Source organism: Micromonospora sp. C97, assembly GCF_018070385.1.
Taxonomy (GTDB): domain Bacteria; phylum Actinomycetota; class Actinomycetes; order Mycobacteriales; family Micromonosporaceae; genus Micromonospora; species Micromonospora parva.
Map to the genome: position 1 here is coordinate 135,536 of NZ_JAGPXU010000005.1, position 25,501 is coordinate 161,036.

20 protein-coding genes and 1 pseudogene are annotated in these 25,501 nt (G+C 66.0%); 12 read left to right on the forward strand and 9 right to left on the reverse strand.

The window, feature by feature from the left end; translation table 11 throughout:
- Window positions 1–2: 2 nt before the first annotated feature.
- Window positions 3–1,571, reverse strand: a complete 1,569-nt coding sequence (locus KBX26_RS10240) for a reverse transcriptase domain-containing protein (protein ID WP_210865288.1) — start codon at window positions 1,569–1,571, stop codon at window positions 3–5.
- Between the two features lie 192 nt (window positions 1,572–1,763).
- Between KBX26_RS10240 and KBX26_RS10245 the strand changes: the two genes are divergently transcribed.
- From KBX26_RS10245 to KBX26_RS32950, 6 genes are all read left to right on the forward strand, one after another.
- The gene (locus tag KBX26_RS10245; protein WP_210865289.1) at window positions 1,764–2,741 is read left to right on the forward strand and encodes a hypothetical protein; all 978 of its coding nucleotides are present in this window, start codon (window positions 1,764–1,766) and stop codon (window positions 2,739–2,741) included.
- A gap of 354 nt (window positions 2,742–3,095) precedes the next feature.
- Window positions 3,096–3,824 carry a hypothetical protein gene (locus KBX26_RS10250; protein WP_210865290.1) on the forward strand — a complete coding sequence of 243 codons (729 nt, stop codon included), beginning with the start codon at window positions 3,096–3,098 and terminating at the stop codon, window positions 3,822–3,824.
- Window positions 3,825–4,190: 366 nt separating this feature from the next.
- Window positions 4,191–4,403, forward strand: a complete 213-nt coding sequence (locus tag KBX26_RS32225) for a transposase (RefSeq protein ID WP_247680442.1) — start codon at window positions 4,191–4,193, stop codon at window positions 4,401–4,403.
- A gap of 256 nt (window positions 4,404–4,659) precedes the next feature.
- The gene (locus KBX26_RS10260) at window positions 4,660–5,634 is read left to right on the forward strand and encodes a hypothetical protein (RefSeq protein WP_210865291.1); all 975 of its coding nucleotides are present in this window, start codon (window positions 4,660–4,662) and stop codon (window positions 5,632–5,634) included.
- A 543-nt stretch (window positions 5,635–6,177) separates the two neighbouring features.
- Window positions 6,178–6,837, forward strand: coding sequence for a hypothetical protein (locus tag KBX26_RS10265; protein ID WP_210865292.1), 660 nt, complete (start codon window positions 6,178–6,180; stop codon window positions 6,835–6,837).
- 1,434 nt (window positions 6,838–8,271) lie between these two features.
- Entirely contained in the window at window positions 8,272–8,868 is a 597-nt protein-coding gene (locus KBX26_RS32950) for a DUF6188 family protein (protein ID WP_210865293.1), read from the forward strand.
- 70 nt (window positions 8,869–8,938) lie between these two features.
- Here KBX26_RS32950 and KBX26_RS10275 read toward each other — a convergent pair whose 3' ends face one another.
- Window positions 8,939–9,442, reverse strand: coding sequence for a hypothetical protein (locus KBX26_RS10275; RefSeq protein ID WP_210865294.1), 504 nt, complete (start codon window positions 9,440–9,442; stop codon window positions 8,939–8,941).
- A 1,435-nt stretch (window positions 9,443–10,877) separates the two neighbouring features.
- On the opposite strand from KBX26_RS10275, the gene KBX26_RS10280 reads away from it, so the two are divergent.
- The gene (locus KBX26_RS10280) at window positions 10,878–12,059 is read left to right on the forward strand and encodes a hypothetical protein (protein WP_210865295.1); all 1,182 of its coding nucleotides are present in this window, start codon (window positions 10,878–10,880) and stop codon (window positions 12,057–12,059) included.
- An 81-nt stretch (window positions 12,060–12,140) separates the two neighbouring features.
- Here the strand turns inward: KBX26_RS10280 and KBX26_RS10285 are convergent, their stop codons facing one another.
- The 3 genes from KBX26_RS10285 to KBX26_RS32240 form a co-directional block, all read right to left on the reverse strand.
- Window positions 12,141–12,467 (reverse strand): hypothetical protein, encoded by a 327-nt coding sequence (locus tag KBX26_RS10285; RefSeq protein ID WP_210865296.1) that lies wholly within the window; start codon window positions 12,465–12,467, stop codon window positions 12,141–12,143.
- A 687-nt stretch (window positions 12,468–13,154) separates the two neighbouring features.
- Entirely contained in the window at window positions 13,155–15,038 is a 1,884-nt protein-coding gene (locus KBX26_RS32955; protein WP_210865297.1) for a DUF4209 domain-containing protein, read from the reverse strand.
- 124 nt (window positions 15,039–15,162) lie between these two features.
- On the reverse strand, window positions 15,163–16,041 hold the full coding sequence (locus KBX26_RS32240; protein ID WP_247680443.1) for a hypothetical protein: 879 nt from the start codon (window positions 16,039–16,041) through the stop codon (window positions 15,163–15,165).
- Between the two features lie 335 nt (window positions 16,042–16,376).
- Here KBX26_RS32240 and KBX26_RS10300 point away from each other — a divergent pair, with 335 nt between their 5' ends.
- The 3 genes from KBX26_RS10300 (at window position 16,377) to KBX26_RS33170 (ending at window position 18,724) form a co-directional block, all read left to right on the forward strand.
- Window positions 16,377–16,547 (forward strand): hypothetical protein, encoded by a 171-nt coding sequence (locus KBX26_RS10300; protein WP_210865298.1) that lies wholly within the window; start codon window positions 16,377–16,379, stop codon window positions 16,545–16,547.
- A gap of 276 nt (window positions 16,548–16,823) precedes the next feature.
- On the forward strand, window positions 16,824–17,279 hold the full coding sequence (locus KBX26_RS10305; RefSeq protein WP_210865299.1) for a hypothetical protein: 456 nt from the start codon (window positions 16,824–16,826) through the stop codon (window positions 17,277–17,279).
- Window positions 17,280–17,713: 434 nt separating this feature from the next.
- Window positions 17,714–18,724, forward strand: coding sequence for a hypothetical protein (locus KBX26_RS33170; RefSeq protein WP_374224251.1), 1,011 nt, complete (start codon window positions 17,714–17,716; stop codon window positions 18,722–18,724).
- Window positions 18,725–20,191: 1,467 nt separating this feature from the next.
- Here the strand turns inward: KBX26_RS33170 and KBX26_RS32960 are convergent.
- From KBX26_RS32960 to KBX26_RS10325, 3 genes are all read right to left on the reverse strand, one after another.
- Complete coding sequence (locus KBX26_RS32960; RefSeq protein ID WP_210865301.1) at window positions 20,192–21,211, reverse strand: pentapeptide repeat-containing protein; 1,020 nt, start codon at window positions 21,209–21,211, stop codon at window positions 20,192–20,194.
- Window positions 21,212–21,621: 410 nt separating this feature from the next.
- Window positions 21,622–21,795: a hypothetical protein gene (locus tag KBX26_RS10320; protein ID WP_210865302.1), complete on the reverse strand. Its 174-nt coding sequence runs from the start codon at window positions 21,793–21,795 to the stop codon at window positions 21,622–21,624.
- Window positions 21,759–22,706, reverse strand: coding sequence for a cellulose binding domain-containing protein (locus KBX26_RS10325; protein ID WP_210865303.1), 948 nt, complete (start codon window positions 22,704–22,706; stop codon window positions 21,759–21,761). The genes KBX26_RS10320 and KBX26_RS10325 overlap by 37 nt, the downstream gene beginning before the upstream one ends.
- A 371-nt stretch (window positions 22,707–23,077) precedes the next feature.
- On the opposite strand from KBX26_RS10325, the gene KBX26_RS10330 reads away from it, so the two are divergent.
- Both KBX26_RS10330 and KBX26_RS10335 read left to right on the forward strand, forming a co-directional pair.
- Window positions 23,078–23,539 carry a GNAT family N-acetyltransferase gene (locus KBX26_RS10330; protein ID WP_210865304.1) on the forward strand — a complete coding sequence of 154 codons (462 nt, stop codon included), beginning with the start codon at window positions 23,078–23,080 and terminating at the stop codon, window positions 23,537–23,539.
- Window positions 23,540–23,799: 260 nt separating this feature from the next.
- Window positions 23,800–24,419, forward strand: a pseudogene (locus KBX26_RS10335) (transposase family protein).
- 945 nt (window positions 24,420–25,364) lie between these two features.
- Here the strand turns inward: KBX26_RS10335 and KBX26_RS32705 are convergent.
- Entirely contained in the window at window positions 25,365–25,496 is a 132-nt protein-coding gene (locus KBX26_RS32705; protein WP_282102180.1) for a hypothetical protein, read from the reverse strand.
- Window positions 25,497–25,501: the final 5 nt, after the last annotated feature.

A 25,501-nucleotide genomic window follows, 5' to 3' on the forward strand; every position in this document is an offset into this window, starting at 1 on the left:
GCTCATAGCCGGGCCAGGATCGTCGCGTGGAGGCCGCCCTCTTCGCGGACCGCGTCGTAAGTCTCCCGGGGGACGGCTCCGCGCTCGTGCAGTCGCTGCAGGGCCACCAGATACCAGGAGGCTAGTGCCGACGGTTCCTCGTCGAGGCCGCGGGTGATCTCCTGCGCCTCGATCCGGTTCACGGCTGCGAGGGCCAGGGCAGCTTCGGCGCGCACGGCCGGCTCGAAACGCTGCGCGCGGTGGCCCTCGACCCAGCTGGAGAGTGGTTCCGAGTCGAGCAGGTCCAGTTCACCGATTGCGCGAAGTAGACAGAGACGTTGCCAGCTGCTGAGGCTGACGTCCGCAGTGATGGCCTCGACGGTGCGGGTCACCGCCGGCCGGTCGAGCGCGGCCATGGCCCGCAGGTACCGCAGCACGTACGGCGTCGCGGACGCAACGAATGCAACGATGTTCTCCGTCTTCGACAGCACCGAAAGCGCGCGCGGTTCCTCGGAATCAGCCAACCTGATCAGCGAACGTCGGATGTACCGGATTTCGAAGCGGTCGACATCGCGTAGGTTTATCTGTCCTTCGGCCTGCGCGCCGGCTTCCAGGTCGCGGGGTGTGACGGTCGATTCGAAAAAGCTGAGGGCCCACTCGGGGTCGCTGTCCCGGGCCCCTTCGGTGTAGTCGGCCACGAAGTCAGCCGGGTCATGCTGGCCGCCGTCCCGCGGCAGGTGGGCGTCGACCTGACTAATCACTGTCTCTTGCCAGTAGCTGGTGATTGACGGTGTGCGGGTCTTGGACTCGTTCAGCACCAGGCCGTTGTCGCGAGCGGCCGCCGCTAGATCGTCCAGCGCGCGCTTGGCATCCTCGAACGTCTCGACCGCGATCCGGAAATCGTCGTTGAAGCGCCAGGCCGCCCATTGTCTCCGGCGCAGCGCGCGCAGCACCCGGCCCGCGTATAGGTCGGAGAGACGGTCCGAGGGCTCGAGCAACTGGGGGAGTCCGTAGCGTCGGCCCTGGGCCTCGCTAAGAAGGTCCAGCAGACACTCGACGGCGGCGTAGTCTCCGGTGCGGATCAGAAGGTCACGGCCGAGGATGTCGTGGTCGATGTAGTCGTAGAACGAGGCAAGGTCGGCCTTTACGACGTACTGGATAACCGCACCGCCGGGCCAGGGGATGGCAAAGGGGTAGTCCTTCTCGTCGTCGTCGTCCGGCCGCGTCCCGCGCTCCTCTGCGTAGGTCATCGGCCCGGAGATGAACTCGCGGTACCGCTCGGGCGAGCGGTCCACCTCGTGTTTCGCCTCGGTCATGAGCAAATCGGTGAGTGCCCGGTAGGTGACCCGCTCAGCAAATCCCCAGATCGCGACCGGCCGGCTGCCCGTAACGGGCTTGGCGACGGCGATTACCAGGCCGCGGCCGGTCGGCAGGCCGGCCCGAAGCTGGCCGCCGAGCCAGGAGGCGAAGGAAGCCGCGTTGCCCTTCAACTGGGCGGCGCCGGGCGACGACGGGATCAGCGGCTCCCCGGCGTCGGCCTCCCGCCGCGCGGCCCTGTCAAGATCCAGCCGGGAGAGGACGTCTAGAGGCACGGATCGCATCCCGGTATGAAAGCACGCCGCAACCACGGGGCCACCAACGAAACACTCGACCACTCACTCTCATGGCCGCCGGTCGGTGTTGACCGCTCGCCGAGCGCGTTACGTCCCTCTCTGCCGATTGTCAGGTTCTTTGATCTTGGGGTTACTCGGCCGTCCCCGCGTTTGATCGGTCGGCAAGGTCCGATGAAAACCGTTGAGTCTTCTGCTGAACTGCATGACCATCGGCTTGTGACAGACGAGTTTGCGATCTACGAGCAGATGCTGCCGATGGGATGGTTCGGCGACCGCCCAGACGATCATCGCCTCGCCAGGCAAATTGGGGCGACCATGCCGGACTCGTGGCAGCACATTGTCGTTGATCGGCAGCTGGGCTGTGGCGTCACGGTGACGATGGAGCGACGCGGGTTCACCGTATACAACGTGCGCGGCTGGCCAGCCGGCATGCCGAGCTACGACCCTGGCTGGTATCGCACCGCCGGGCGGGCCGCGGAGGCTGAGCTGCCGGCCCTGGTGCAGCGTCTGCGACTGGTCAACACCCACATGTCGTTGCTGCATGGCGCGGCCATGTTTCATGCCAACGAGTCGCCCTCGGTCCTCCGCGTCCGGGCCAGCGACCTGTATCGGTACGAGCGCAGCGACGACGGTGTGGGTGGGATGTGGTTTGGGCGGGGCCAGGCGCAGAGGCCTGTCATCGGGCCAGCGGAGGCCATTCGCGACAACTCGCCGCTAGGACTAGCGGCCGTAGAGACTTCCCTCGACTGGCTTGACGCGGTCGTGGCAAACGACGCTCTAATGGACTTCGACCGCCTGAACCAGGGGCAGGACGCGCTCGGAACGCATGACTTCAGCACAGCCCTCGGTGTGTTGTGGCAAATCTGTGAATCTCGACTCCACAAGCTGGCGGTCCAGGGCCAGCTCAAGATGGAACCCCGAATCAAGGTCAGTGACCTTTGCAAGCTGCTGGAGCGGCACCAGCTCCTTGCGACTGACCTGAAAAGAAGGCTGGATGTCGTAAGAGAGGAACGAAACGGGCTTATTCACCGCGGCGTCGAGCCGAGTGCGCAGACAGCGGAAGAATGCCTTGATCTTGCGACCAGGTTACTCAAGTCCGTCGTTCCCAACCTGGCCACGAGAGCCCCGCACCACTTGTTCCTCCTGTAGCTCGCACCGCCCGCGCTGCTACAGGGGCGGTCCCCTACCGCTCCACGGCCGTCAGCTCGTCAACGCCGAGGAAGTACCCCATGATTTGCCGGACCGGCCGTCCGGACGGGCGCTGGAGTCCCGCCGTTGTCCGGACCCCGCCGTTGCACGTCAGCAAGCACCAATGAGAATGTCAGGATGGCGAGTCGATGGGACGAAACATGGCACCGGCTGCTCATGTGGACGTCAGGCCAAGGGGCGTCCGAGCGCCTAGCGGCTCAGGTTGTGCTCAGCGAAGGGTATGAGCGTTTGGACCCTAGTCACCCTTTGGGTGGGCCTGACGGCAAGAAAGATGCCGTTATGCATCGTGATGGAATGAGCTGGATCATGGCCGTGTATTTCCCTCGTGGTCGGCAGTCATACACGACAATCAAGAGCAAATTCGCCGACGACTCCGCAGGTATTGCAGCAAATGGCGTTGATGGAATCACCTTCGTGTGCAACCAGGAACTCTCACTATCGGAACGTGCCGAATTGCGGGCCACTGCAGGCGGCAAGAGCGATATCTATCACCTAGAACGGATCGTCGCCATCTTGGACCAGCCCAAGATGCGGGCGATTCGTGCACAATTCTTAGGTCTCGATTCAAGCGATGCTGGCCAGGCCTCAGTCGGTGTGGCCTTACGGCGACAGCTCATTCGAGAGCGCATAGATCTCATCGCACGAGCAATCGAGTGGTTGGCGGCGAAGCCGAAGTGGCGGCCTAAGAGGGATAGCAACTTTTTCATTCTGGATGTTCACGGCATAGAGGGCATTTACGCTCAATTCATGCGCAGTGTGGACGGGGTGTACGTTGAGCTGGTGTCGTCGCGCTTCCTCGCCCCTTGGCATCGGCTTTCTCAGGCTCAGGAAGAGTTGCTATCCGAGCATGGTTGGAAACCGCCAGATAAGTATGCGCCAAATTTTCACCAGGACTTTTCCTTCCCTGGCGATCGCACAACGTTCTCCATCGACATCGCCAAGAACGTTCTTGATACCCTCATTCATGTATACGGTATCCACGAGACTGATCCGCTCGTCATTCGTCCATCGGGTGATGACTAGCTCCGACTTCTCGGAACAGACATCTCATCATGGGACTGCAGGAACCCATGCCGTCGAGCTCGACCAAACCGAGTCGGCTTAGCACTCTAACGTCATTTGGCTTCGGCGTTGGGCGTGGGGGGCATAAGGACGGCCAACGCGTTGATCATCGATGGTTTGTGAGGACAACCGAAGATCGTGCGGTGGCCGAGGGCCACAGCGTAGACCCTGCCAGGTGGCGGGTCATCCTGAATGAGGCGGTGACGCGTGTCGCTGCCCGGTCCACACGGGTGGAGCCACGCCGGACGGCCGGGCAGTTCGTGGAAGGGCTGTTGTCGGACGCTGAACGCAAAACCTGCTGGTCGCTCGCGGACCGGGCAGGTCACGATGATCCGCAGGCGATGGAGGTTGCTGCGCACGGCGGTGTGGGACGCCGATGCCGTGCGCGACGACGTGCGTTCGTGGCTGGTCGAGCAGCTCGGGCACCCCGATTCGGTGCTGGTCACCGACGAGACCGGGTTCCTAAAGAAGGGCGTGTGCTCGGTCGGGGTGCAGTGGCAGTACACCGGCACCGCCGCAGCTTGGCGAGTTGATGAATAACGGCCGGTGTCACGTGACCGTGGAGTTCCACGGAACGAACACCAGACGGCAGCAGAAGCTGGTGGCAGCACCGTTCGAGTCAGCAAGGGCGTGATCCACTCCAACCAGGCCGCGAACCGCAAGTCCGCGATCGCCAAGGCCGGGCTGCGGAGAGCAGCCTGCTGCGGTCCGGCATACGTGATGGGCGCAGCCGGTCGCGCCAAATCTGACGGGCGCGACGAGCGGAGCCTGTGCCACCATTCTCATCGTGCGCGTCATGCTAGACACCAATCTCTGGTCCTCCATCGGCGACGAAGGGGTGGCTCACACGTTCGATGGTCTGATGGCGGCGCACGACCTTGAGGTTGTCGTGGCACCGAGCACCCTGATGGAGGTCATCCGGCTTCCAGTGCCGCATGCGCGGCAGCGGATCATCAGCGCGATGGGAACCGGTCCACGTCGGCGACTCGCGACCGAAGCGGAGTCAGAGTCGGCGGAGGTAATTTCGGAGGTTCGTCAGCATCGGCCGCACTGGCTGCGCTCGATGCCAGACACCGCCCGAGCGGCGTCTCTTCATACCTTGTGGACGAAGCAGATGTGGCGCAAGGCATTGCACGACTCACAGTCGCTGCATGATCACGAGGTGCGCCACCAGCGTCCGAAAGCCGATTACCTCGTGCGACGCCAGCGCGAGCAGCGCACCGAGATGCTGCAGGTCAAGTTCACCATCAGACCCCTCACAGCCGTGACTGTCACGCCTGTAGCCGATGCCCCGGAGTCGTATCTCGCTGGCTGGTCCGGTGAATCGGTAGAGATGTGGCGGGTTGAATGCCGGGACCTGTACTGGCATCAGCTCGCCGTTGTAGGCAATCGAGCAGTCTTGAGCGGCGAGGACGCGACGTTCGCCGACTGGGTCGGGGCCTACGTCGACTTGCGGGTGCTGCGCTCCAGTCGCTCCGCCTTCACTGGTTTCTGGTTCAGCGAGGTCGCCATCAAGGCGATGCGGCGTAACTGGATTCGATGGGCGGCCCGACTCGCCCAAACCAGCTTCAAGATCACAAGAGGGAACCCGTTCGACGAACAGCACAGCTCCTACCTGGTCGACTGCGACCTCTTCCTGTCCGCCGATGCAGGGTACGTGTCAGTTCTGGAACTCGTGCGGTCAGATGCGCCGTTCCCGATCGCCGAGTCACGACTGGTCAGCGGAGATCGCAGCGTGCCCGTCCTCGATCGGATCGCTGCCGCCTTGTGAGAACGGACGGCTGCCTGCCGAGAAGCAACGGGGATGCACGCCGTGCGAAATTCGTGGGGATCTCGAGACGGAAGTCCGGTCCGACCGGAGCGACACACACGTATCGCTGCAGCCGCGCCGCTTCTTGCTGGGCCGGATCGTACAGGAGACGTATCCGGTCATACGGGCGATGATCTCGGCGCTGGTGATTCACCTTCATGCGAACGACGCCGGCCCAGGGCTCTATCAGCTCGCGCAGGACATGGCCCTACTCCAGAAGGGTGCATCGAAACAGGCCCGAGAGGCTTTCTGGATCCAGCAGGTGCAAGGGACCGTCGACCATTTCCGTGCAGGTGGCCGACTTTGAGTCCGACCCTGACCGCGCCGGCCCTTGCCTGGAGCGGCTGGCTTCCGCTCGACGATCGCGCCGCTGGTCTCCAAGCACCACGAGGCCCGGGGCTGTACCAGGTGAGGCGGATCGGTGACAGCTCCCTCGCCTACGTAGGGCAGACCGGTGAGCTGCGACGCCGACTCGGTCAGCTATGCGTTCTCTATCGAGAGGAGATGCCGTACAACGACCCCCACACGGCCGCCCCCTGCCTCTGGGTCATGCGCACCGCCGAAGGCGCCACTTTCGAGTTCTCCATCGCGGAGTTCGCCAGGGACGTCAGGGAACGCAAGACGGCGGAGTGCGTGGTGCTTTCCAAGCACCGAGCGCGATTCGGTCGCTCGCCGACGGCCAACTTTGGACGCATGCCGGACGGGTGGGTCAAGTCCACAGGTAACAACGCGGCGCTCGTAACGGCAGGCCGCCGGGCGCGTGGTTACCAGGACGCTCGCGCTTCCCGGCCTGCCGATCACGGCTCAGTCCTTGACCTTGGTCGGGCTCCGGCGGCCCTCGACTGGGCCCAGCTTCCCTGGAGTTCCTGGATTTCAAGGCCGGTGGCGGAGCCGATGGTGGGCGTCTACCGAATCCGCCGACCTGGTCAGGCGCGCCTCGCGTACATCGGCCAAGGGCTGATCCGGGCCCGACTGGCCGCTCATGCCGCCAAGGGCCAACGTGGAGGCCACCGGCAACGCGCCGCGTTCAGCCAACCCCTCGAAAGTTCCTGGGCAGGCTTGCCAGGCTGCTCCCCGACACAACTGCTCGAGATCGAGTGCGACCTGATCGCCAGTCACGCCCTTACATCCGGAATCGCGCCCGAGGCTCAATTTCTGGGGTGACGGGGGTGACGGAGGGTCGCCTCCAGATCAACCGTCGATGCCTGGCGACCCCTTCGGGTTCGCCGAGGAGGTCACCACCCCGAAGCGCCTGGTCAGGGCGATGCCTGTGGGATCGGAGTCTCAAATGACGGAACCGCGGCCGACCCCAGCAAGCCCCCACAACGCTTCACATCGACCTACAGCACACGCCTACAGGCGTGGCGTTAGGCGGCCCGAGACGCCGGCTGGCGCCACTCATTCCGGCAGCAGGACGCCTGACCACTTCGACCTCTACTGGGAGGTCACGCCGCACCGCTCCACCGCATCATCGCAGGTCAAAGCCCTCGTCTCTGTCCGCCGTCGGTGAGCACTTCGGGCGCGGTGACCTCTTCGCCAATCTGCACCCAATCTGCTCCCAGTTGCAAGGTTCGGCCAACCATCAGCTCCTTACCGCCTTGACCTGCGCACGTTCCCCTACCAGGCGACATAGAAAGTTATCAACTACATAGCAGAACCGCAGAGCACTCCGCGAGAAACAGGACGCTGCAGCCACTCTGACCTGCGGAAACGTGGGGCCGCAGGCAGGGGTGGGTGCAGTTGAGCGCCGTTCGGTCCCGTTGGACGCAGATCAAGGCCGTTCAGGGCACCCTGTTGCTCCCAACCTGCTCCCCCGAGCCACGGTTCGCACCGCCCGGTCGAAGCCGCGAGGCCGCCGATGGAGAAGTCCGGCAGGGCGCTGGGCGAGGACCATTGCTCGGCCAGTATCGGATTGCGGCCATGGCGGTCTCGGCGGCGTCCACGAACGCGGGTCGGATCATCGAGTGCACGTTAAGCGCGCACAGGAACCCTTGTCATCCCCGCACGGCCGGCGGGGAGCGGCTCCCCGTTGCGAGTGCGTGATCATTGGCAGATCAGGATGGCGGCCTGGGCTGGCGACCAGGAAAGATCAAAGCCATGGGGCACAGGTCTGCCAGGTGGGCATGGTCGAAAGTCAGCACGATTCACGGGTTCCGTGGTGGGGACGCCGTCGCGTGTGCCGGCGAGATCTCCTCCTACAGGTACCGCTCTTACGCGCCCTCGGACAGGTTCTACGAGCGCTGCGTCGGCTTGGCGTGGTGCTCGATCTGCCGCGAGTACTCCAGTGCCATGGTGTTGGTGCCGCGGAACGAACGCCTCTGGGACCTGTTTGCCGATCTGCCGACGCCTGAGCGCGAGAGGCTCGCTCACAGCGAGGTGAAGCTGCTCGATTACCTTGACCGCCTCGTCCGGCGGGGTATCTGGCCGACACGCCAGCCGTGATCGGCGGACGAACTAGCGATGCACTCAATACGAACTGTGTGGATGCTGCCCGACTGACAACCGGGAGCACCATCGCTGTCGCCGTCGGATCTGCCGAAGTGGGCAGAGCACCGCTGCCAGGTGCAGGGGCCGGGGTTACAGGATGCGGGCCAGTTCGTGCAGCGCGGCGAACTGCGTGTCTGGGCGTGGTGGTGGCAGCCGCAGAAGGTCATCGGCCTCGCGGTCGCGCTGTCGGCTGCCCAGCACGATCCCGGCGCGTTCGAGTGTCGGGTGACCAACGAAGGGGACGACCGCGTCGACTGGCAGGTGCGGCGCCGCGACCAGAAGCTCCCGCAACTGCGGCGCCGCGGCCAGGCCCTCAAGGGCTGCCGGATGGCGGAGGTGACGCAACCGGTCGGCGACGGCGTCGTGACACAGCTGCGGATCGACTTTGCATTCACGCTCATAGTCGAGGCGTGGATCGAGATCCGTATCGAAACCGGGTTCTCCTACGGCGCACCCGGCACCGAAAGCCGGTTCGACCCGTCGACGTCAACAGGTCTGGCACCGTTGCTCGACCGGCACCAAGCACAGGTCACGGCCGCCGAGATCCGCAAGGACGGTCGGTTGACTCTGACCTTCGCCGACGACGCCGTCCTCGTCGTCGAGCCGGACGATCAGTACGAGGCGTTCACCGTCACGAGTATGCCGCCGCCGGGATTCCGGGGATTCCGCTTCGTCGCTGTCCCCGGCGGCGGCCTCGCCCACTGGTAGCCGACACCGACAGTGACGCACACGCCTTCACAACCAGCGGCAGATCCGGACACCTGCGAGGTACGATGCTTCAAGACGGACGGCGGTGGATTGCTCTGTGTGGGTGACTCACGCCGGCGGAGCGGTCAGGCAGCGCGAACCAGCGGCCTTCAACCACCTCTCGTAGGTAACCCTCTCGAACAAGTTGGGTGCAGGCCACGACGATGTCCTCGTTGCTGTAGCCGTCGTCGGCGGCTTCGTCGAGGAACCAGCGAATTCGCCAGGCATCGAATGCTTCAATCTCGCGCCCGAGCAGCGGATCGGTGACCAGATCGACGTCGACCTCCCTGCCGTCGGAACTGATCATCCGGCAGCCCGCGCAACTGATCATCCGGCAGCCCGCGCCGTGGACGGTGTACTCGATGTCGCTACAAGTGAGGCCCTCCCGGGGCAACTCCCGGCGGGACCGGACCGCCGCCAGAAGATCCGCGATGTCTGCGACGGGGGACAAGTCGGCGAGTAGCCGACCACGCATCTCGTGCAGGGCAGCGGTGAAGCGCAGAACAGCGTCAACCGACGAAGCGTCCCGGGCCATACGCCCCAGTATGAGTGTCCTGCCCACAGGTATGATCACTGCCGCGGCAGGGTCACCGGACATCCGCTCATCGACGTGAGGAGACGTCGCCCGACTGATGACTGCGAGCACCATGCCATCTTCGGGTCCGCCGAAGGGGTCATCACAGAGGATGCGCTGGTCACGGGATCGCCAGTGGGATCGGTGTCTCAGCTAACGGGACCAGCTAATGGTCCGGCACGGCGGGACTGTGCGCTCGAACATCGACGTACAGGAGACCTGTCTGGGTGACGATCAGCCAGCCGTGATCGGGTGGCTGATGCAACGCGGGGAGCAGGGGGCGCCGACCACTTCGGTATCCACTGGGAGGTCACGGCGCACCAATTGACCGCATCACCACAGGTCAAAGCCCTCGTCTGCGTCCTGCGTCGGAGAGCACTTCGGGCGCGGTGACCACTTCGCCAACCTGCACCCAATCTGCTCCCATCTGCAAGGCCAGGCCAACCAACGGCTCCTTACCGCCTTGACCTGCACACACTCCCCTACCAGGCAACATAGAGCCCTGTCGACTGCTACGCAGAACCGCAGAGCACTCCGCGGGAAACAGGACGCTGCACCGACTCTGACCTGCGGAAACGAGAAGACGCAGGCGGGGTGGGTGCAGTTGTGTGCGGTCGGGTGCCGTTCGGTGCGGTTGAAGGCCGTTCAGTGCACCCTGTTGCTCCCAACCTGCTCCCCCCGACCCCGGGCCCGTGACCGTGCTGCTGCGGCCAGGCTGAGACGGACCGTCCTGCAGATCGTTCGTCAGAAATCCTGGCCGCTTACCCGAGCGACCCTGGCTGACGCCGACGCCCGGCCAGCGACCGTTAGGCTCAGGTCGCTCCCGATCCGCTCCCACGGCCCCCTCGTTGACAGGACGTGCTCCCGATGCAGCCGGAACCACGTGGTCAGTTTTCAGGCGGAGCCGACACCTTCTCGGATCACGGCTTGCTACGGCGACTCGTCAGCCTCGATGCACCGCCGGGATGATGATCTCGTCAGGCTCGTCCGCCACCGACACCGCGAGTTCCCTTCAGCGGGCTCGATGTCGCGCTGATGGTAGGAAGCCCCACCATCAGCTTCGGGACACGGAGTGTGGCCCGCGCCGCGGGTCGCACTGCCAACGGCTAACTGTCTGGCTCTCGCGCGCGTTGGCGCCGGACGTGATCCGACCGCCGCACGCTCCCGCACGGCCTGAGCGATAACTAGGTCGAAAGGAGCCGCGGCCTGAATGTGACCGAGGCTCCCGGGGCCGGGGCGACAGAAAATCGGTGGCGGCGTTGAGAATGCTTGGCTTGTGAACGACAGATGGCGTGACGTAGAGGCAGGCCGCCGTGAGCTCGACTGGTCCATCGCGGTCGGTGATCCGGCAGAGGCTACTTACCTGACACCACTGGGTCGTCAGACGGTGTCTCGCATGATCGATGATCTCGAAGCGTTCTTCGGGCCAGGTTGGCTGCACAAGGCCGTGCGGCCCGCCAACGGTGTAGCTGGTCCGACCATGGGGCCATACTTCGCCTCGTTGATGGGCATTGGTGCCTTCGGAAACGTGGTGGGGCTGTGGGCGCGTCTGCAGTACCTGGTTGATGCCGCGACTCCGGGCGTCGGCCATCTGCGCCGAAACCTCCGAGCGAACCCTGTCGCCGACGAATTCCGCCACCACCTTGCCTTGGCGAGGCTCGCGGTGCAGGCGAAGGTGGCCGGCGCCAGCGTGATGCTGGAGCCCAGCAAGCCCCAAGGCGGTCCGGGAGACCTGCGGGCGGTTCGCGCCAGCAGCGACGTATTCCTTGAGTTGCGGACGCTCGGGCCGGACAAGAAGTTCCTGGAGTACAACCAGCAGGTGGACCAGGCGCAAGCGTTTCTCCGGCAGCTCGAGCACCGGCACGGGGTGCACTTTGACGGCGAACTGGCACACGAGCCGACCGATCAGTGGCGGGAAGCCGTGAGCTCCGCCGCGCAGAAGTCCGCGGCAGACAGCGCAACCGTCGAGGTTGCGTTGGAAGATGCGACTCTCACCGTGCGACCCGGCCCGGCGCCGGCAGGGACGGTGGTCTCTGGCCCGGTATGGGCGGCGGATCAGGGCCCTCGTCTGCTGCGTGCGCTTGTGGCGAAAGCCGTCAAGACGGAGGCAGCTGGAGCAGCCTGGTTGTGGTTGGAGGACGCCGGTGCCCTGTGGCCGCTCTCCGCGTTTGCCCAGGACTCTCTGCCGCGTAAGGAGGAGGCACTTCGCCAGGCCCTGGACCCATTGTTCGACGCTCATCCGCATGTCCTGGGTGTGGTCCTCACCTCCGGCCAGCAGCGAGTCGGCACTCCCGGTAGCGACATCGATCATGTCGGCCACCGTGGCGTAGCTTTTCGGCGGACGTTGCCAGGTGGCCTGATGCGCGAGAGCGTCGTCGTCCACCGTCGCCTGGCCGTGCCGGGGCAGTATCTCCTCATGGCTGAGATGTGCGCTGATGAACCGGCATGGCTCGACCGCGCGCTGGATGCTCTCGGAGTGCCCGGCGGTCTTGCCGCCCTGACCATGCGGCCGGCTCCGCCCACCAAGCGATGGTCATCCGAAGGGCCGCGGCCATCGAGCCTCTATCTGCCGTCGTAGGCCTACGGAACAGATGCTCCTCACTCATCAATCTAAGCCAATTAGGGTCACGCCCCTCCGGCCGACCGGCAGGGGTCACGCTCACTGCTCGCCGCCGGCCCCGGCCGAGTCCAAGTCGCCGTCCGGGCACGGGTCCGTCTCGGCCTGCGGCTTGGCGGCATCGTCCGGCTCGGCCGCCGGCTCCACGTCGCTCTCGGGCAGTTGCACGTCCTTGATCGGCCGCAAGCCTTCGGCGTCCTCCACGTAGCCCTCGGCGTCGTCGTACCCCAGCTCGGCCGCGGCCTCGGCCTCTTCCTGCTCCAGGGCCCGTGGCCGCGCGGCCTCCGACAGCTCTTGGCCCTCGGCCACCAGGCGGTCCAGCCACGGCAGCACCAGGTGCTCTCGGCGGGAGTACCGCCCGGCCGCCACGGTCGACGCGTTAGCCTCGTGAGCGGCGACGAACCCGCGACCAGCAGCCGGTTGAACCGGTCGATCCCGGCGGTCTGCCCGTCGCGCGGGTCACCGCTCGCCAAGGCGGCGACCATCTCCTCCTCGGCCCGGTCGTAGAAGCCCGGCATAACCGCGGCGGCGCCCGTCGCGTCGACCAGCAGCGTCTTCGCCACCTTCGCGCTGCCCCACCGCTCGGCGAGAAACCGACGCCGCACCTCACCAGCGTCCAGCAGTTTGACCGCACACCTAGCACCGGAGGGCAGGAGAAGGACGAGGTAGCCGGGGAGTACGCCGAGGCCGCGGCGAAGCTTTCGATCGCGGAAACCGCCCTCCGGCACTGGGTCTCCAAGGGCCGCATTTTCTGCCACCGCGTCGACCGGCTGGTCTGCTTCACCCGACGAGGACCTGGACAGAGCCTACAAGGCATTCCCCGCCCCGGCCGGCGTCGCTGATCGTGGGGCCTCCGGAACAGCGATCACTAGTCGTACTCATCGGTTTTACGCCGGCCAGATGCCGGCACCCGGAGGCCCCTCACACCACCTAGAGCGTCCTAGGAGGATCGGTTCCAAGGCGGGCGTCGCGCAATGCACCTGGCAGGCCGCCCGCACTGTTAGGTGGTGCTGCGGTCCGTGCGGCACCTTGACCTGATCTCTCCCGCAGCGGCCCTCAGCTCGATCGCTCCACGTCCGTTGTCTCACCCGTAGAACCTGCCTCTGCCTGCGCCTTCAGGAGCATGCGGTAGTAGGGCAGGACCACCAGTCGCAGGCACAACCACCACGCGTAGACCGCTGCGGCACTCCACGACTTGGGGTCGTTGAGCAACCCGTGCGCCAGGTCGTTGCGCAGGTTCGGGCCGAGCTGTTCGCACAGCAGGGCACGTAGTTCTAGGGTGAGATCAGGTCCCAGCAGCTGAGACGACTCCGGCATCTCAAGCAGGGTGTTGAGTCCCTTCTCCGTCTCGACGCCGTTCTCGTCCACGAAAAGTGTGAAGATCCCGTGGGCCTTCAGGTAGACGCGCACCAGCTGCTCGACCTGGGGTACGAGCATCGAAGTGGCCGACGGGAAGTCACGGGAAAGCCCGTGCCACAGCCCACGCGCCCACAGGCCGGCGTGCCCCGGGGGGACGGCCGGCGACTCGTAGCAGATGTCTGTGAGGAATCCGGTGTCGAAGCGGTGTTCGAGCATCAGCACCTCGAGGGCAGGGTAGATGAGTGCCTTGACGTGGAGGTCGATCCTCCACGTGAACGACCGGACCACCTCGGCGAAGACTGCCTCGTCGGGCGGCTCGCCCACACCGAGTCCCGCCCGAGCAGCGACCTTGCGTGCATCCGTGCTGAACGTCGAGGTTCCGAGCAGACCCGACAGGCTCCCTTGCATGCGCTCTCGTTCGTCGGCCATCGCCTTTGTGGCGTCGATCAGCGGCACGAGTCCTGCGAGACTGACGAGTGCTTCGAGTCGCTCCTTCCCGGACACCGCCTTGCGCGCATCCTCAACATGGCGAGTGATGTCGATCGGGTCTGACTGGATGAGCATCATCTCCTCTAGCGAGAGCTCTCGGATGTCAGCGAGCCGGTCCCGCAGCTGCTGGAGTTGGCCGTCGAGACCGCGCGCGGAGCGGTACCTCCGGGGAAGACCACGTATGGTCGCAATGGCCTTCTCGATAAACGTGCCGACAATGAGCGCGCCCCTATCCTGCGCGAGTCGCTCGTCCGCCTCGTCGATGTACGCCTGGGCGACGCGCTCGATGCACTCATTGGCAAGGTCTGTTTCGCCCGCCCGCGAGAACCAGGTACAGGCGTGGCGCTCGTACGCGCGCCTGAGGCGATGGTTCCCAGCGACAGTAGCGGCAAGGGACACGAAGTGGTCGGCTAGATCCCGAGGTGCCTGATCAACGGACCTGACCTTGCGCAGCAGGTCCGAAATCTCGGTCAGCATGAAACCCGCAGAGCCATCCTTGGCAAGCAGAAACTCGGCCAGCTCCGTCGTCATCTCCATGACAGTTTGGCGGCCGGCCTTGCCCCGACGTAGCGACAACTCAAGCGCCCGTCGCCAGCCGTCACGACCCGCGTCAAGCCAGGCGTCGCGCTCAAGCGGCACCGAGCGGTACGCATCTACCGCAGCGGACAGCAGGTCCATGTTGCCCCGGTTGCCGTAGGACCACGCGATGTCAGCGACCCTAGCCCTCAGGGCCGGCTCCTCGATGAGGGGCACAAGGCGGGTCAGCAACTCGAGCTCCGGTTTGCTCAAGTCGTCCGGGACAAACGATCGACGATTCCCGATCTCCACGGCGGGCGCGTACGGCTCCGCCCAGTTGTCGGGAACCAGCATGGGGGACGCCACCTTCGCCAACACGTCCAGCACGCGCGTCCTGAGGCTGTCCTCTCCTGCATCTACCTGAGCTTCAGCCCTCAGGCGGGCGAGGTCGAGCGAAAGCACCTCGGGGCATTCATTCCCGCGTGAGAGGCCGTTCTCATCTACCACCGCGGGAGCCCACCACGATGGGTCGATCGACGCCTCCGCCGTCCCTTTGTCCGAGGCCGTACCCGTCACCTACGTCTCCTCCATGCTCTCGCCTGCACGGGCCCGGCGCGGCGTGCCCGATCACGATCTTTCAGCAGTAGTGGCCATAGCCCGCGCGCGACGATCCCGCAGCCGGCCCACAGCGGCCCGAGGATTAGTCGACCTTGCTCTCAGGGTCCGCGATGAAGGCCAGGAACTCGACCCCGAGTGGAGTCGTCGCCGGAGCCCACAGTCCGTTCTCCGTCATCATCCCGGTGAGCGACTGGTTGATCAGGCCAGCGGTGGTGAGTGCACCGGCGTACCGGTCGATCAGATCGCGACGGCCGGCAAGTTCCGGCATGCCAGCCTCGATGATGCCTGCCTTCGGACCCATGGAACTGTTCGGCCGAGGTGTGCCGTGGCGGTCGAACCAGCCAGGCGGGTCGGACAGCAGCTGCAGCATTCGTACGTGGGTCGGGGTGAACCGGTCGATCATGTCGAAGAAGAGCTGCTGAGTGTCGACATCGGGCGCGTCGGGCATCACGGAGTTGACGACCGCGTTGCGCAGCACCTCGAGCTTCTCGGCGCGTGAGGTGCGGTCGGCGATCTGCGCGGCGGTGGTCAGCGCGTCCATAAACGCGTCCTCGCCGATGAGCTGGACGGCACCGATCAAATCCAGGTTCCGGTATAGGTCAGGCGACTGCCAGCACAGGCGGACCGAGAAGGTGCAGTCCGTGCCGGGCGGGGCCAGCCGGACGGTACGGACCGGAACGCTGTGGCTGAAGACGGTCTCCGACCCGCCCGCGTCGGCGGGCAGCGGCCACGTGTCGTGCAGGAGGAACACGAGCCGATCAGGTGAGGCAGCGGCCGCATCGTCATCGACAAAGTAGTAGGCCAGGTCCACCTCGTCGTCATCGGTACGCACCCTCAGGGCGCGCTCACCGAGCCGAATGAAGTCGCCCTTGTCATCACCCTCCACCCACAGGTCCGCCCCAGCGGCTGACCGGCGGGCGCCGGTGCTCGGCTTTGCCGTGCTGGTGCGCCTGGTGGCCATGTCGGTCCTTCCCGAGATTGGTCGCTCACCCCTCGGCCGATCCAGCGATTCGGACATTCCTGCTATACTGGTATCAGCACCGAGAGGTGCTCCTGATCATCCCGGTCGCGCGCGGGTTCGAATCCCGTCAGCTCCACAACATGGGGCTGTAGCTCAGTGGTAGAGCAGCGGGTTGTCTTGCCGAGGCCGGAGCGGATTCCCGCTCCGGCCTCGGTCGTTCGTCATGCGCGCAGCGCGCGAACCTCGTTCAGCAGCTCGGTCAGGGTCCGCGCGGTCGCGGAACGCTCCGACGAGCCGCGGCCGAGGACGAGTACGGCGCGCTCTTCGCCGAGTCGGTGAAGTACGTGGCCAGCGAGGCTTACGAGCAGATCACGGGTGATGACCATGCCTTCTACGAAGCGATGAAGGCCCGCCAGCGCGAGCAGGCCGCCCAGATCGACGGGTTCGGCCCGCTTCAGCGTGGTCGTGGGAACGCATCAGGCCGCCGATGGCGCACAGCATCGTGATGGGGCTGGCTGGCGTACCTGCGTCTCCTCGCCGGAGCGCGGCAGGAAACTCGACTGGGCCAAGCCTGGTGGGGGACCGCCCACCGGCCGCCTCCGTGCCAGTCTCCGATGCGCCGCCCGAGCTGGCGGAGCAGATGCGACGCCTCGTCCTACAACGCCGCCTGCGTATCGCTTCGCAGCGCGGGACCGAGCCGTAGTCGAGCTCATCCGCCTCGCCGTCCGGTCGTGCTGCTGGGAGCAAGACGCTAGAGCGAGCGACCCGCTACGTTCGCCGTCATGGATGTTGCAGACATCATCACGATTATCATCGCGGCCCTCGCTCTGCTCGTCTCTGGCTGGAGCGTGAGGTACGCCCGAACATCCGCCCACTCCGCCGACAAGTCGGCGGTTGCCGCGGAGCGGTCTGCGGATGCCGCAGAGCGACAGGCATCGGCCGCCGAGGCAGCACTGCCACCGCCACCGCCAGACGTCGCCTGGGTTACCCAACGAGCGGGCAAGAGCCGCTGTTTGCTGAGGAACATCGGCACCAAGTCGGCAACCGGAGTTCGCTGGGTCAAGACCGGCGGACCCGCCGAAGGGTTCATCCGCTCTCCGGAGGAAGTTCCCCGGGTCCTGTCGGGAGGTGAGGTCGAGTTCACCGTCATTCGCGCGTACGGCGGAGCTGTGCCGGCCGAGATGCTGCTCGCCTGGGACGGGCAGGATGAGCCTGTCGCTGTACCCATCCCGTCATAGCCTCCTGGGGGTGGCCATGCTGCTGGCTCCGACACTGGTGGCCCTGCCCGACCCAGTCGAGGTACGCCTGGGCGCCCTAGTTTCGGAACGGATGTCCGCCGCCCGCCAGCCACCCGGGTCGGCGACCGCCTTGCGGCTGGCGGAGAGCACGGTCCGCCCATCGCCGGCCGCAGCGACCGCCCCGCCACCACGTCGTCGGAGTGCGGACGTCACTCAGCTGCTCGATCACCGGGATCAGCCCTCTTGAACCGCCCCGGATCTTCTAGAGACACAGGGCTGGCGCTCGTCCCCATTCGGGAGACAGGCAACACGGAGCAATGACTCCTCCGGACGAGCCGACAGGTCCGAGGACGTGACCCATTCGGGTGCTTGTGACCGCTCGCGACGGTTCGTACCCTGGCCGTCTCACTCCTGATAGGACTTCGCTTGTGCCGATGCGGCGACCCGCCACCGACGAGGCCGTGCTGACGGTCATCGGGATCGTCGCCAAGACACTCTTCGCCTATTTCGGACCGCTCGGCACGCTCGTCGGCGAGACCACCGGCGAGGTCCTCAAGCTCTTCCAGCAGTCCGACCCGCCCGGGCGGAAGCTGAATCGTCAGCTCGAGGAGATCGCCGACAACATCACGACCAGCGCGTTGCAGCCGCACGAATACTCGACGATCCCGGACAGTGACCTGGCCGGTGCGGTCACCGCCGTCGGCATCACCCTGGAGAGGGTGCCGATCGGCAAGACAGCGATCGAGAAGAGCCGGCTTTCCGCGGAGGCTCTCTACAAGTTCTATCGGGCCGAAGATCCGGGGCGGCCGGACGATCTCGGCGAGGCCGCACCGGCCTACAAAGAGGTTCTGCGGGCGGTGTGCGTGCAACTCATCGACGTACTGCGGCACTCCGACGCGGCCCAGGGCATCGCGATCAGCGTGCTCATCGAACAGCTGCGTACGCTAACCGCCGAGTTCGACCGGCCGATCAACCTGGCCGCGAACATGGCCGCCGTCGGCGACGAGCAATACCGGCCGTTCTACCGATCACGGGCCGGCCTCGTGCTGGCCTGGATGCGGTTGGTCGAATCACCCTTGGCGACAGCGAATGTCCGCCGGATCAGCCTTCCCCGCGCCTACGTGGAGCTGAACGCGCGCGTCGACGGCCAGGTACTGCCGCTGCGCCAAGCTCTTGCGCGCCGCCGGCGAATTCTGCTCACCGGTCCGCCAGGAATCGGCAAGACCACGACCCTGCGCAAGCTACTGCTCGACGTGCCCTGCGAGCCGGCCGGACGTGATCGAGGGCTGGGGTCTAACCGTGCCGTTCCTGCTCGATCTGCACGAGCAGCCAGCCGTCCCGCCGGTCGACAAGGCGCCCGAACTCATGAACCCGTCGATGACCGCAGGCCCGCACAACTGGCCGGGGCAGCTCGCCGCAGCCGGACGAGCCACGATCCTGGTTGACTGCCTTGAGCCGCTGCTCTGCAAGGCATCCGACGCCGCGTTTCATCATGACGCGCTCGCCGGCTTGATCGCCTCGGCCGCGGACTCCATCGTCATTCTCGCCGCTCGCGAAGGCACCTTCGACCCCGCCTGGCCAGCTGGTCATGGTTTCACGACGGTCTACCTGGAGCCGCTCACCGCCAGCCAGGCCGGTGAGGTCGCCCAGCAGTGGTTCGCCGCGGTCGCAGCGGAAGTGCCCGACGACCAGGTCGCTATGGTCGAACGGCGCGCCGCCGAGTTCGCCACGGGTGTTGCGGCCCTTCCCAGTGTCGCCGAGTTGATGTGCACACCACTGATCGTCGCACTCGCCTGCGAGGAGTTCCTGTCCTGCGGACACCGCCTGCCCGACGACCTCGCCCGGCTTATGAGCGGAGTGCTCGCTCGCCTTGCCGAGCGGGACGCTCGCTCCTGCCCGGAGCCGCAACCCAGCCCTGACGAGGTGCGTCGCGCCCACCAGGAGATCGCCCGGTGGGCTGCCCTCAACGGTGATCCGTTTCCTCGCAACCTGCTCACGTCCTACATGGCTGCCAATGCGCCAGGCAGTCAACCCAGCGCCGATGACGTGATCAACTATCACTCGATTCTGCGCCCGGACGGCGCCCGGCTCCGGTTCGTCGCCCCCGCTCTGCGCGACCAGCTCGCCGGCGCAGTCCTGGCCGCCGACTTCTCTATTCCTTACCTGCTAACGGAGGCTCGACGGATCGAGCGCTCCGGGATGGTCGGTGCTGCCATCGCCTATCTGGATCCGGCCCTCGCCGGAGGGCTGGTCGCCGACCTTCTCGGCGAAGCTAACGCGATGCGCGGGCAGAGGCCAGAGCGCCGAGCGCTGATTCGAGCCGCGGCTTTGGGGGCGGCTGCAGTGCCCGGCATCGATCCCAAGCTGCGTCGCAGAGCGATGGCGGCGGATGCGCGCTTCGGGCGTCGGCGCCCGAACCCGTGAAACACCGGTACGGACGGCAAGATGATGGAGTCCCGTCACACGAGGGTCGGGGAAGTACCGATCTGTCGGCTGGCTGGACCTTGGCTCGCTCCCTCACAAAGCCGCTCAGCATCTGCACAATGGTCACAAGGTCGGCAGGAGAGTCGCGCATCAGCCGCTCCAGGCTGTAGAGCGCGCCGAGGCGGACGTTGATCTGGTCCGACCCGAGCTGCTCGACGGCCCTCGCGAACCGCTCGATTACCTGGCCCTGTTCTTGGAGCGTCACCTGGTGCTGCGTGGCTCGGACCGAGTGGCCGGTGTAGTAGATCGACATGGTGCTGACGACCAGGGCACCGACCGCGGCCACGGCCGTCGCTTGGGCCGCGAGTCGCTGCCAGCGGGACTCGGGCGCCGGCCGGTTGGTCGAGCCGTAGCTTCGGCGGCGAGGAGGAGGCATTGCTTGATTGGACCTCATCCGTGCAAGGGGCGCGGTTCCGTCACTCGGCCCTCTAAGGACAGGGGCGGCCGGTGGCCGGGGGTAGACCCGCGTCGGGCGGAAGGCCCCTTGATCCCGCCACTAGGGCGCAGGTGAAGTCAGCGGTGTCGGTGTGCAGGTTTGCCTCGAATCTGGCAGAGCGGAGGTCTGCTCCCCAGAAAAACGCAGTGCTTAAGTCAACTTCGCGTACAAAGACATTCGAGAGCTTCGCGCCATGGAAGTCCGCCTCGGTCAACTGCCCTTCAATCATCGTTGAGTAGGCGAGGTCAGCCTTCCACAGCGCCGCACTCGTGAGGTCTGACTTGGTCAGGTGGCTATGGTAGAGCCGGGCGTCCATGAATAATGCGTCACGGAAGTACGCCTCGGAGGCGCTCAGCCAGGCAAGGTCCGTGCTGATGAAGTCAGTGCCCTCGAAGTGGCCTTTCCCGAGCTTTGCACCGAACAAGGACGCCCTGCTGAAATCCGCCTTGTCGAAGTTGAGGCCAACCAGATCTGCTCCTCGGAGGTTCGTCTCCGACAGGTTGATGAGGTGGCCGGTCTCGTCTGGCGCGTCACGTCGCCCGAGGACGGTCAGTGCCATCTGGATGTCACTGTCCAGCGGTGGGACTGTCGGTTCCTGACGGGAGGTCGGGAGTGGCGGCCAGGCGGTGTCCTTCATGCGAGTCTTCTCGCGAATGAATCCGGTGAGCACCTGCAGGATGGCGTCCCGGTCGGCAGTGGACTCGCGCGCTAGGCGCTCCAGCGAGTAGATGGCACCGAAGCGAACGTTGATCTCATCGGAGCCGAGCTGGTCCACAGCCCTCGCGAAGCGATCCGCGATCTGGCCTTGGCGAAGTAGATTCACTTGCTCTCGATTGGCGGCGGCCGACTCGGCGGCGACGTCGACCGACCGGGCGGTGAAGATGATGCCGATGCCGCTCACCAGAAGTGCGCCGATCGCGGCGATGGTGGTGGCCCGGCTGGCGATCCGCTGGGAACGGGGTTCCGGTGCCGGTCGTGCGGTGACGATCTGGATGCGGCGGCGTGGGGGCACGTCCTTTATTGCAGCTCACAGGCGCAAGGCCGGCACAGGGCTACGTGGTGCCGCGTAGTCCCGAGGCTCAATTTCTGGGGTGACGGAGGGTCGACTCCAGATCAACCGTCGATGCGCCGCGACATCTTCGGCCTCGCCGAAGAGGTCTCCAGCCTGAAGGTCCTGGTCACGGCACTGCCCGTGGGATCGGTGTCTCGAATGACGGAACTACGGCGGACTCCAGCAAGCTCACCCGCAACGCCAAAGCTCCAGCAAGCTGTTTGAGGCGACCGCCGCAGGTTCACCCACCACGACGGTCACCGCCAACCCCGATGGCCTGGTCGAATTGACCCAGAGCGCCGTGCCGACTCGCAAACGTATCGACGGCCAGTGGAAGGGCCTTGGTCAGCCCTTAACGGAGGGCAGAGGCGCTAACGGATGGTGAACGTCAGCGGGTTCGAGATGCCGAGGCCGCCGTGGGAATCGTGGACCCGCACGGTGAAGGTGGACGACGTGCCGGCCGACAGGGCCGTCTGGAACTGGTAGCGCTGTCCGCTGTTGGCCGGCGTCACGGCCAGCCGGGTTGCGCCGAGGTAAAGCTCCACCCGGGTGACGAGGTCCCCAGGATCGGTGTCGGCGACGTCGGCGACGTCGGCGACCAGCGTGACGGTCGTCGGCTCGAGGAAGTAGGTCTGCCCGCCGGGGTGCTCAACGCCACCGCCGGCGGGTGGTTGGTGCCGGTGGACGCCGGCGTCACCACCGTGACCAGCAGCGGCGGCGCAGCGCCAGGCAGCGACTGGTCGGTGCCGGCCGAGACGTACAGCACGAAGGTGGTGCTGGTGCCGGGCTCCCCGATCGGTGGTGTCCACAGCGCCTCGTACCGGTCGCCGGTCGTCCTCACTCCCCGGGCCACCGTGACGCCGTCCACCCGGAACGACACCGAGGTGATGCTGTGTCCGCCTCCCACGGTCGCGGTCGCCGCCAGCGGGACGGTTCCCGGCGTGGTGTACACCGCGCCGGCGGTCGGGCTGAGCCAGGTGACGATCGCCGGGTAGTCAGCGACCGGCGGTGTGGTCGTCCGGGTCGGCGTCACGCTGGGCAGGACGCCGCCGGTGCACGTGACGCCGTTAAGCGTGAACGACGCCGGTATGGGGTTGCTGCCCGACCAGGCGCCAACGAAACCGATGTTCGCGGAGCCATTGGTGCCCAGGGTCGCGTTCCAGCCCAGATTGGTCGCGCTGACCTGCTGGCCCGCCTGGGCCCAGGTGGCGCTCCAGGTTTGCGTGAGCCGCTGGTCGACTGCAGGGAACGCGAACCGCAGCGTCCACCCGTTGACTAAATCACCCAAGTTGGTGACCGCGATGTCGGCGTGGAAGCCACCGGTCCACTGGCTGGTGACGACGTAGTTCACCCGACACCCGGCCGCCGCGTTCGCCGCACTGGCGTGTGAGATCGCGGCCATCATCGCGACCATGCCTACAGCGATGGCGGCCACAGCAGTCAGCGACTTCCGCATGGCACACCTCGCCGTAGATAGTTAGGTGTCAATGAGAATCTCGACTGTCCTGCCGTTCCGCCTTCCTGTCAAGGCACGCACGGCAGTCCTGCCGCCGGCAGGACAACGGACAGCCCGCCCATGGCTGATCGGTAGCGGCCACAGCGCCGAGCAGGCAGAAGAGTGGATAGCGCAGCTTCCCGCCTGGACCGCGACTGACCGCCCGGTCCTGGACGACTTCGCGTCAAAGAACGCAACGAAGTGGGCGGCTAAGTCGGCAGAGAACCGAGCGCCGGGTACGCGACCTCGCAATGTGGACCGGGGAGTGGGCAGATCACCAGACCGACGGCCATCAGTCAGCCCCGAGCCACAGCGCGGGGCACCCTCGTGATGTGGGCGCCGGTGCCGCTTTCCCCCCACAGTGGAAGCTGGCCGACACCGGCTACCTCATGACGACGACCTACCGGGCCGATTCCGACACAACTCCTCCATCGCCGTGCACCGCACGGCTTCAGATCTCCGGCGATGTTGTCACCACTATCGTTCTCGACCTTGAGGGGCAGGTCGCCGCGTCCGGCAGGCTCAAGACCGCCGACGCATTCGGGATCGTCGACCAGGTCGAAACCGCACCTGCACACCGGAGCCGCGGACTGGGCAACGTGGTCATGCGCTCGCTCGCGCCGCACGCCCTCCGACTCGGCGCGGACACCGGTGTCCTGGTCCCAACTGACGACGGTCACCGTCTTTATCGAGCTCTTGGATGGACAGTACGCACACTCGTCGGGGGCCACGAGCAATGCTGCAAGCAGCGAGCCCTGACCACTTCGGCATCCACTGAGCCCTTTTCATCGTGATGTGCCTGGTCACGGTGGGCGCAGAGGATTGTTGGTGTCGGTATAGGACGGGGCACCCGGTGAGACAGCAGTCCGATGCCCCAACCGGGAGCCTCGCTGTGCTGTCTTACCCGTCCGCAGTCGCGCTGTCCAGCCGCACCCTGAACCACCTGGCCGACCTCCTCCGCGCCGAATGCGCGCGGCGCCGAGGTCGGTGGTAGCGCCTCGACGCCGGCCGGCAGGCCCTGCTCGCCCTGGCCCAGCTCCGCAACGGTGACACCATCACCCGTCTGGCCTGCGGCTTCGCGGTCAGCGTCACCACGGCCTGGCGGTACGCCCGGGAAGCCATCGACCTACCCGCCGTACACGCCGAGACACTGAACGCGGCCATACGGCGCGTGGGCCGGCTCGCCTACGCGATTCTCGACGGCACCCTGATCCCCATCGACCGAGTCGCCGACCAGAGGCCGTACTACTCCGGTAAACACCAGCGCCAGGGGGTGAACGTGCAGGTCATCGCGGACTGCAAGGGTCGCCTGATCTGGGCCTCGCCCGCACCCACGGCCTGACCAACGCGCTGAGCAGCGCGAACGTCATGACCTTCGCCGACAAGGCATACCAAGGCGCCGGCGGCACCCTTCGCACGCCGTTCAAACGCCGTCCGCACCGGCCCCGACGGTCCCGACGGCAGAAGACCGTCGACCGCCACCACGCCAAGATCCGAGCCGTCGGTGAACGCGCCGTCGCCACCCTCAACGGCTGGAAGGTCCTGACCAAGCTCCGCTGCCCCGACGCGCCAGCACGATCGTCCAGACCAGCCGAAACCCACGATGAAAAGGGCTCACTGGAAGGTCACACCGCACGCTTGAGCGCATCACAGCAGGTCAGGGAACTCGTCTAAGCCCAGCGTCGGTGAGCACTTCGGACTCACCGAAGAGGTCTCCAGCCTGAGAGGCCTGGTCACGGCGCTGCCCGTGGGATCGGCGTCTCAGATGACGGAATCGTGACGGATTCCAGCCGGCTCGCCCGCAATGCTTCGCATCGATCTACACAGACATACAGGCGTGGCGTTAGGCGAACCGGGACGCCGGCCGGCGCCAGCCATCCCGGGAGCAGCAACACCTGACCACTTCGACCTCTACTGGGAGGTCACGGCCCACCGCCCGGCCGCGAAACCGCAGGTCAGAGTCCTCCTCTCTGTCCGGCGTCGGTGAGCACTTCGGTCGCGGTGACCTCTTCGCCAACCTGCACCCAATCTGCTCCCAGCTGCAAGGCCAGGCCAACCAAAGGCTCCTTACCGCCTTGACCTGCGCACACTCCCCCACCAGCCGGCATAAAGCGTGGCCGATGGTGTCGCAAAACCGCAGAGCACTCTGGTGTGAAACAGGACGCCACACCGACTCTGACCTGTGGAAACGTAAAGCCGCAGGCAGGGGTGGGTGCAGTTGAGCACCGTTCGATGCCGTTGGACTCAGATCAAGGCCCGTTCGGGGCACCCCGCTGCTCCCAAGCTGCTCCCCTAACCCGGGCTCGCACCCGACCGCCGACCGCTCGTGAGCTGCGGGCCCGGCGCCTTGGTTGGCACCAGCGCTGGCTCCCGCAGCCGCATCGGTCGATCGGGAAGCACGCCCACGACCACTGCGCCTTGTCAGCGGCAGGTCCGGATGCAGCGCAGAAGCCAAGCCAGTTTGTACGACGTATCATGCCTACCGACCGCGGAGTTCGAGGTGAAACTCGTTGAGACCCTCGATGCGGAGAGCATCGAAGCGTTCTGCCGAGATGAGCCGGAGTTCTCGAGCGTCCGAGTCGGCGCGGCGCCGCCGGAGTGGGCGGCGCCGCGCACGAGTCAGTGCCCGCCGAGGATCTGCTCGATGACCCAGCTCGCGATCGCGCGAGCCGTCCCAGCCGCAAGGCCGCTGACGGTGGCGAGCAGCAACTGACGGCGGGTGCTCGGGGTATTGCCGGTAATGCTGGGCATGGGTG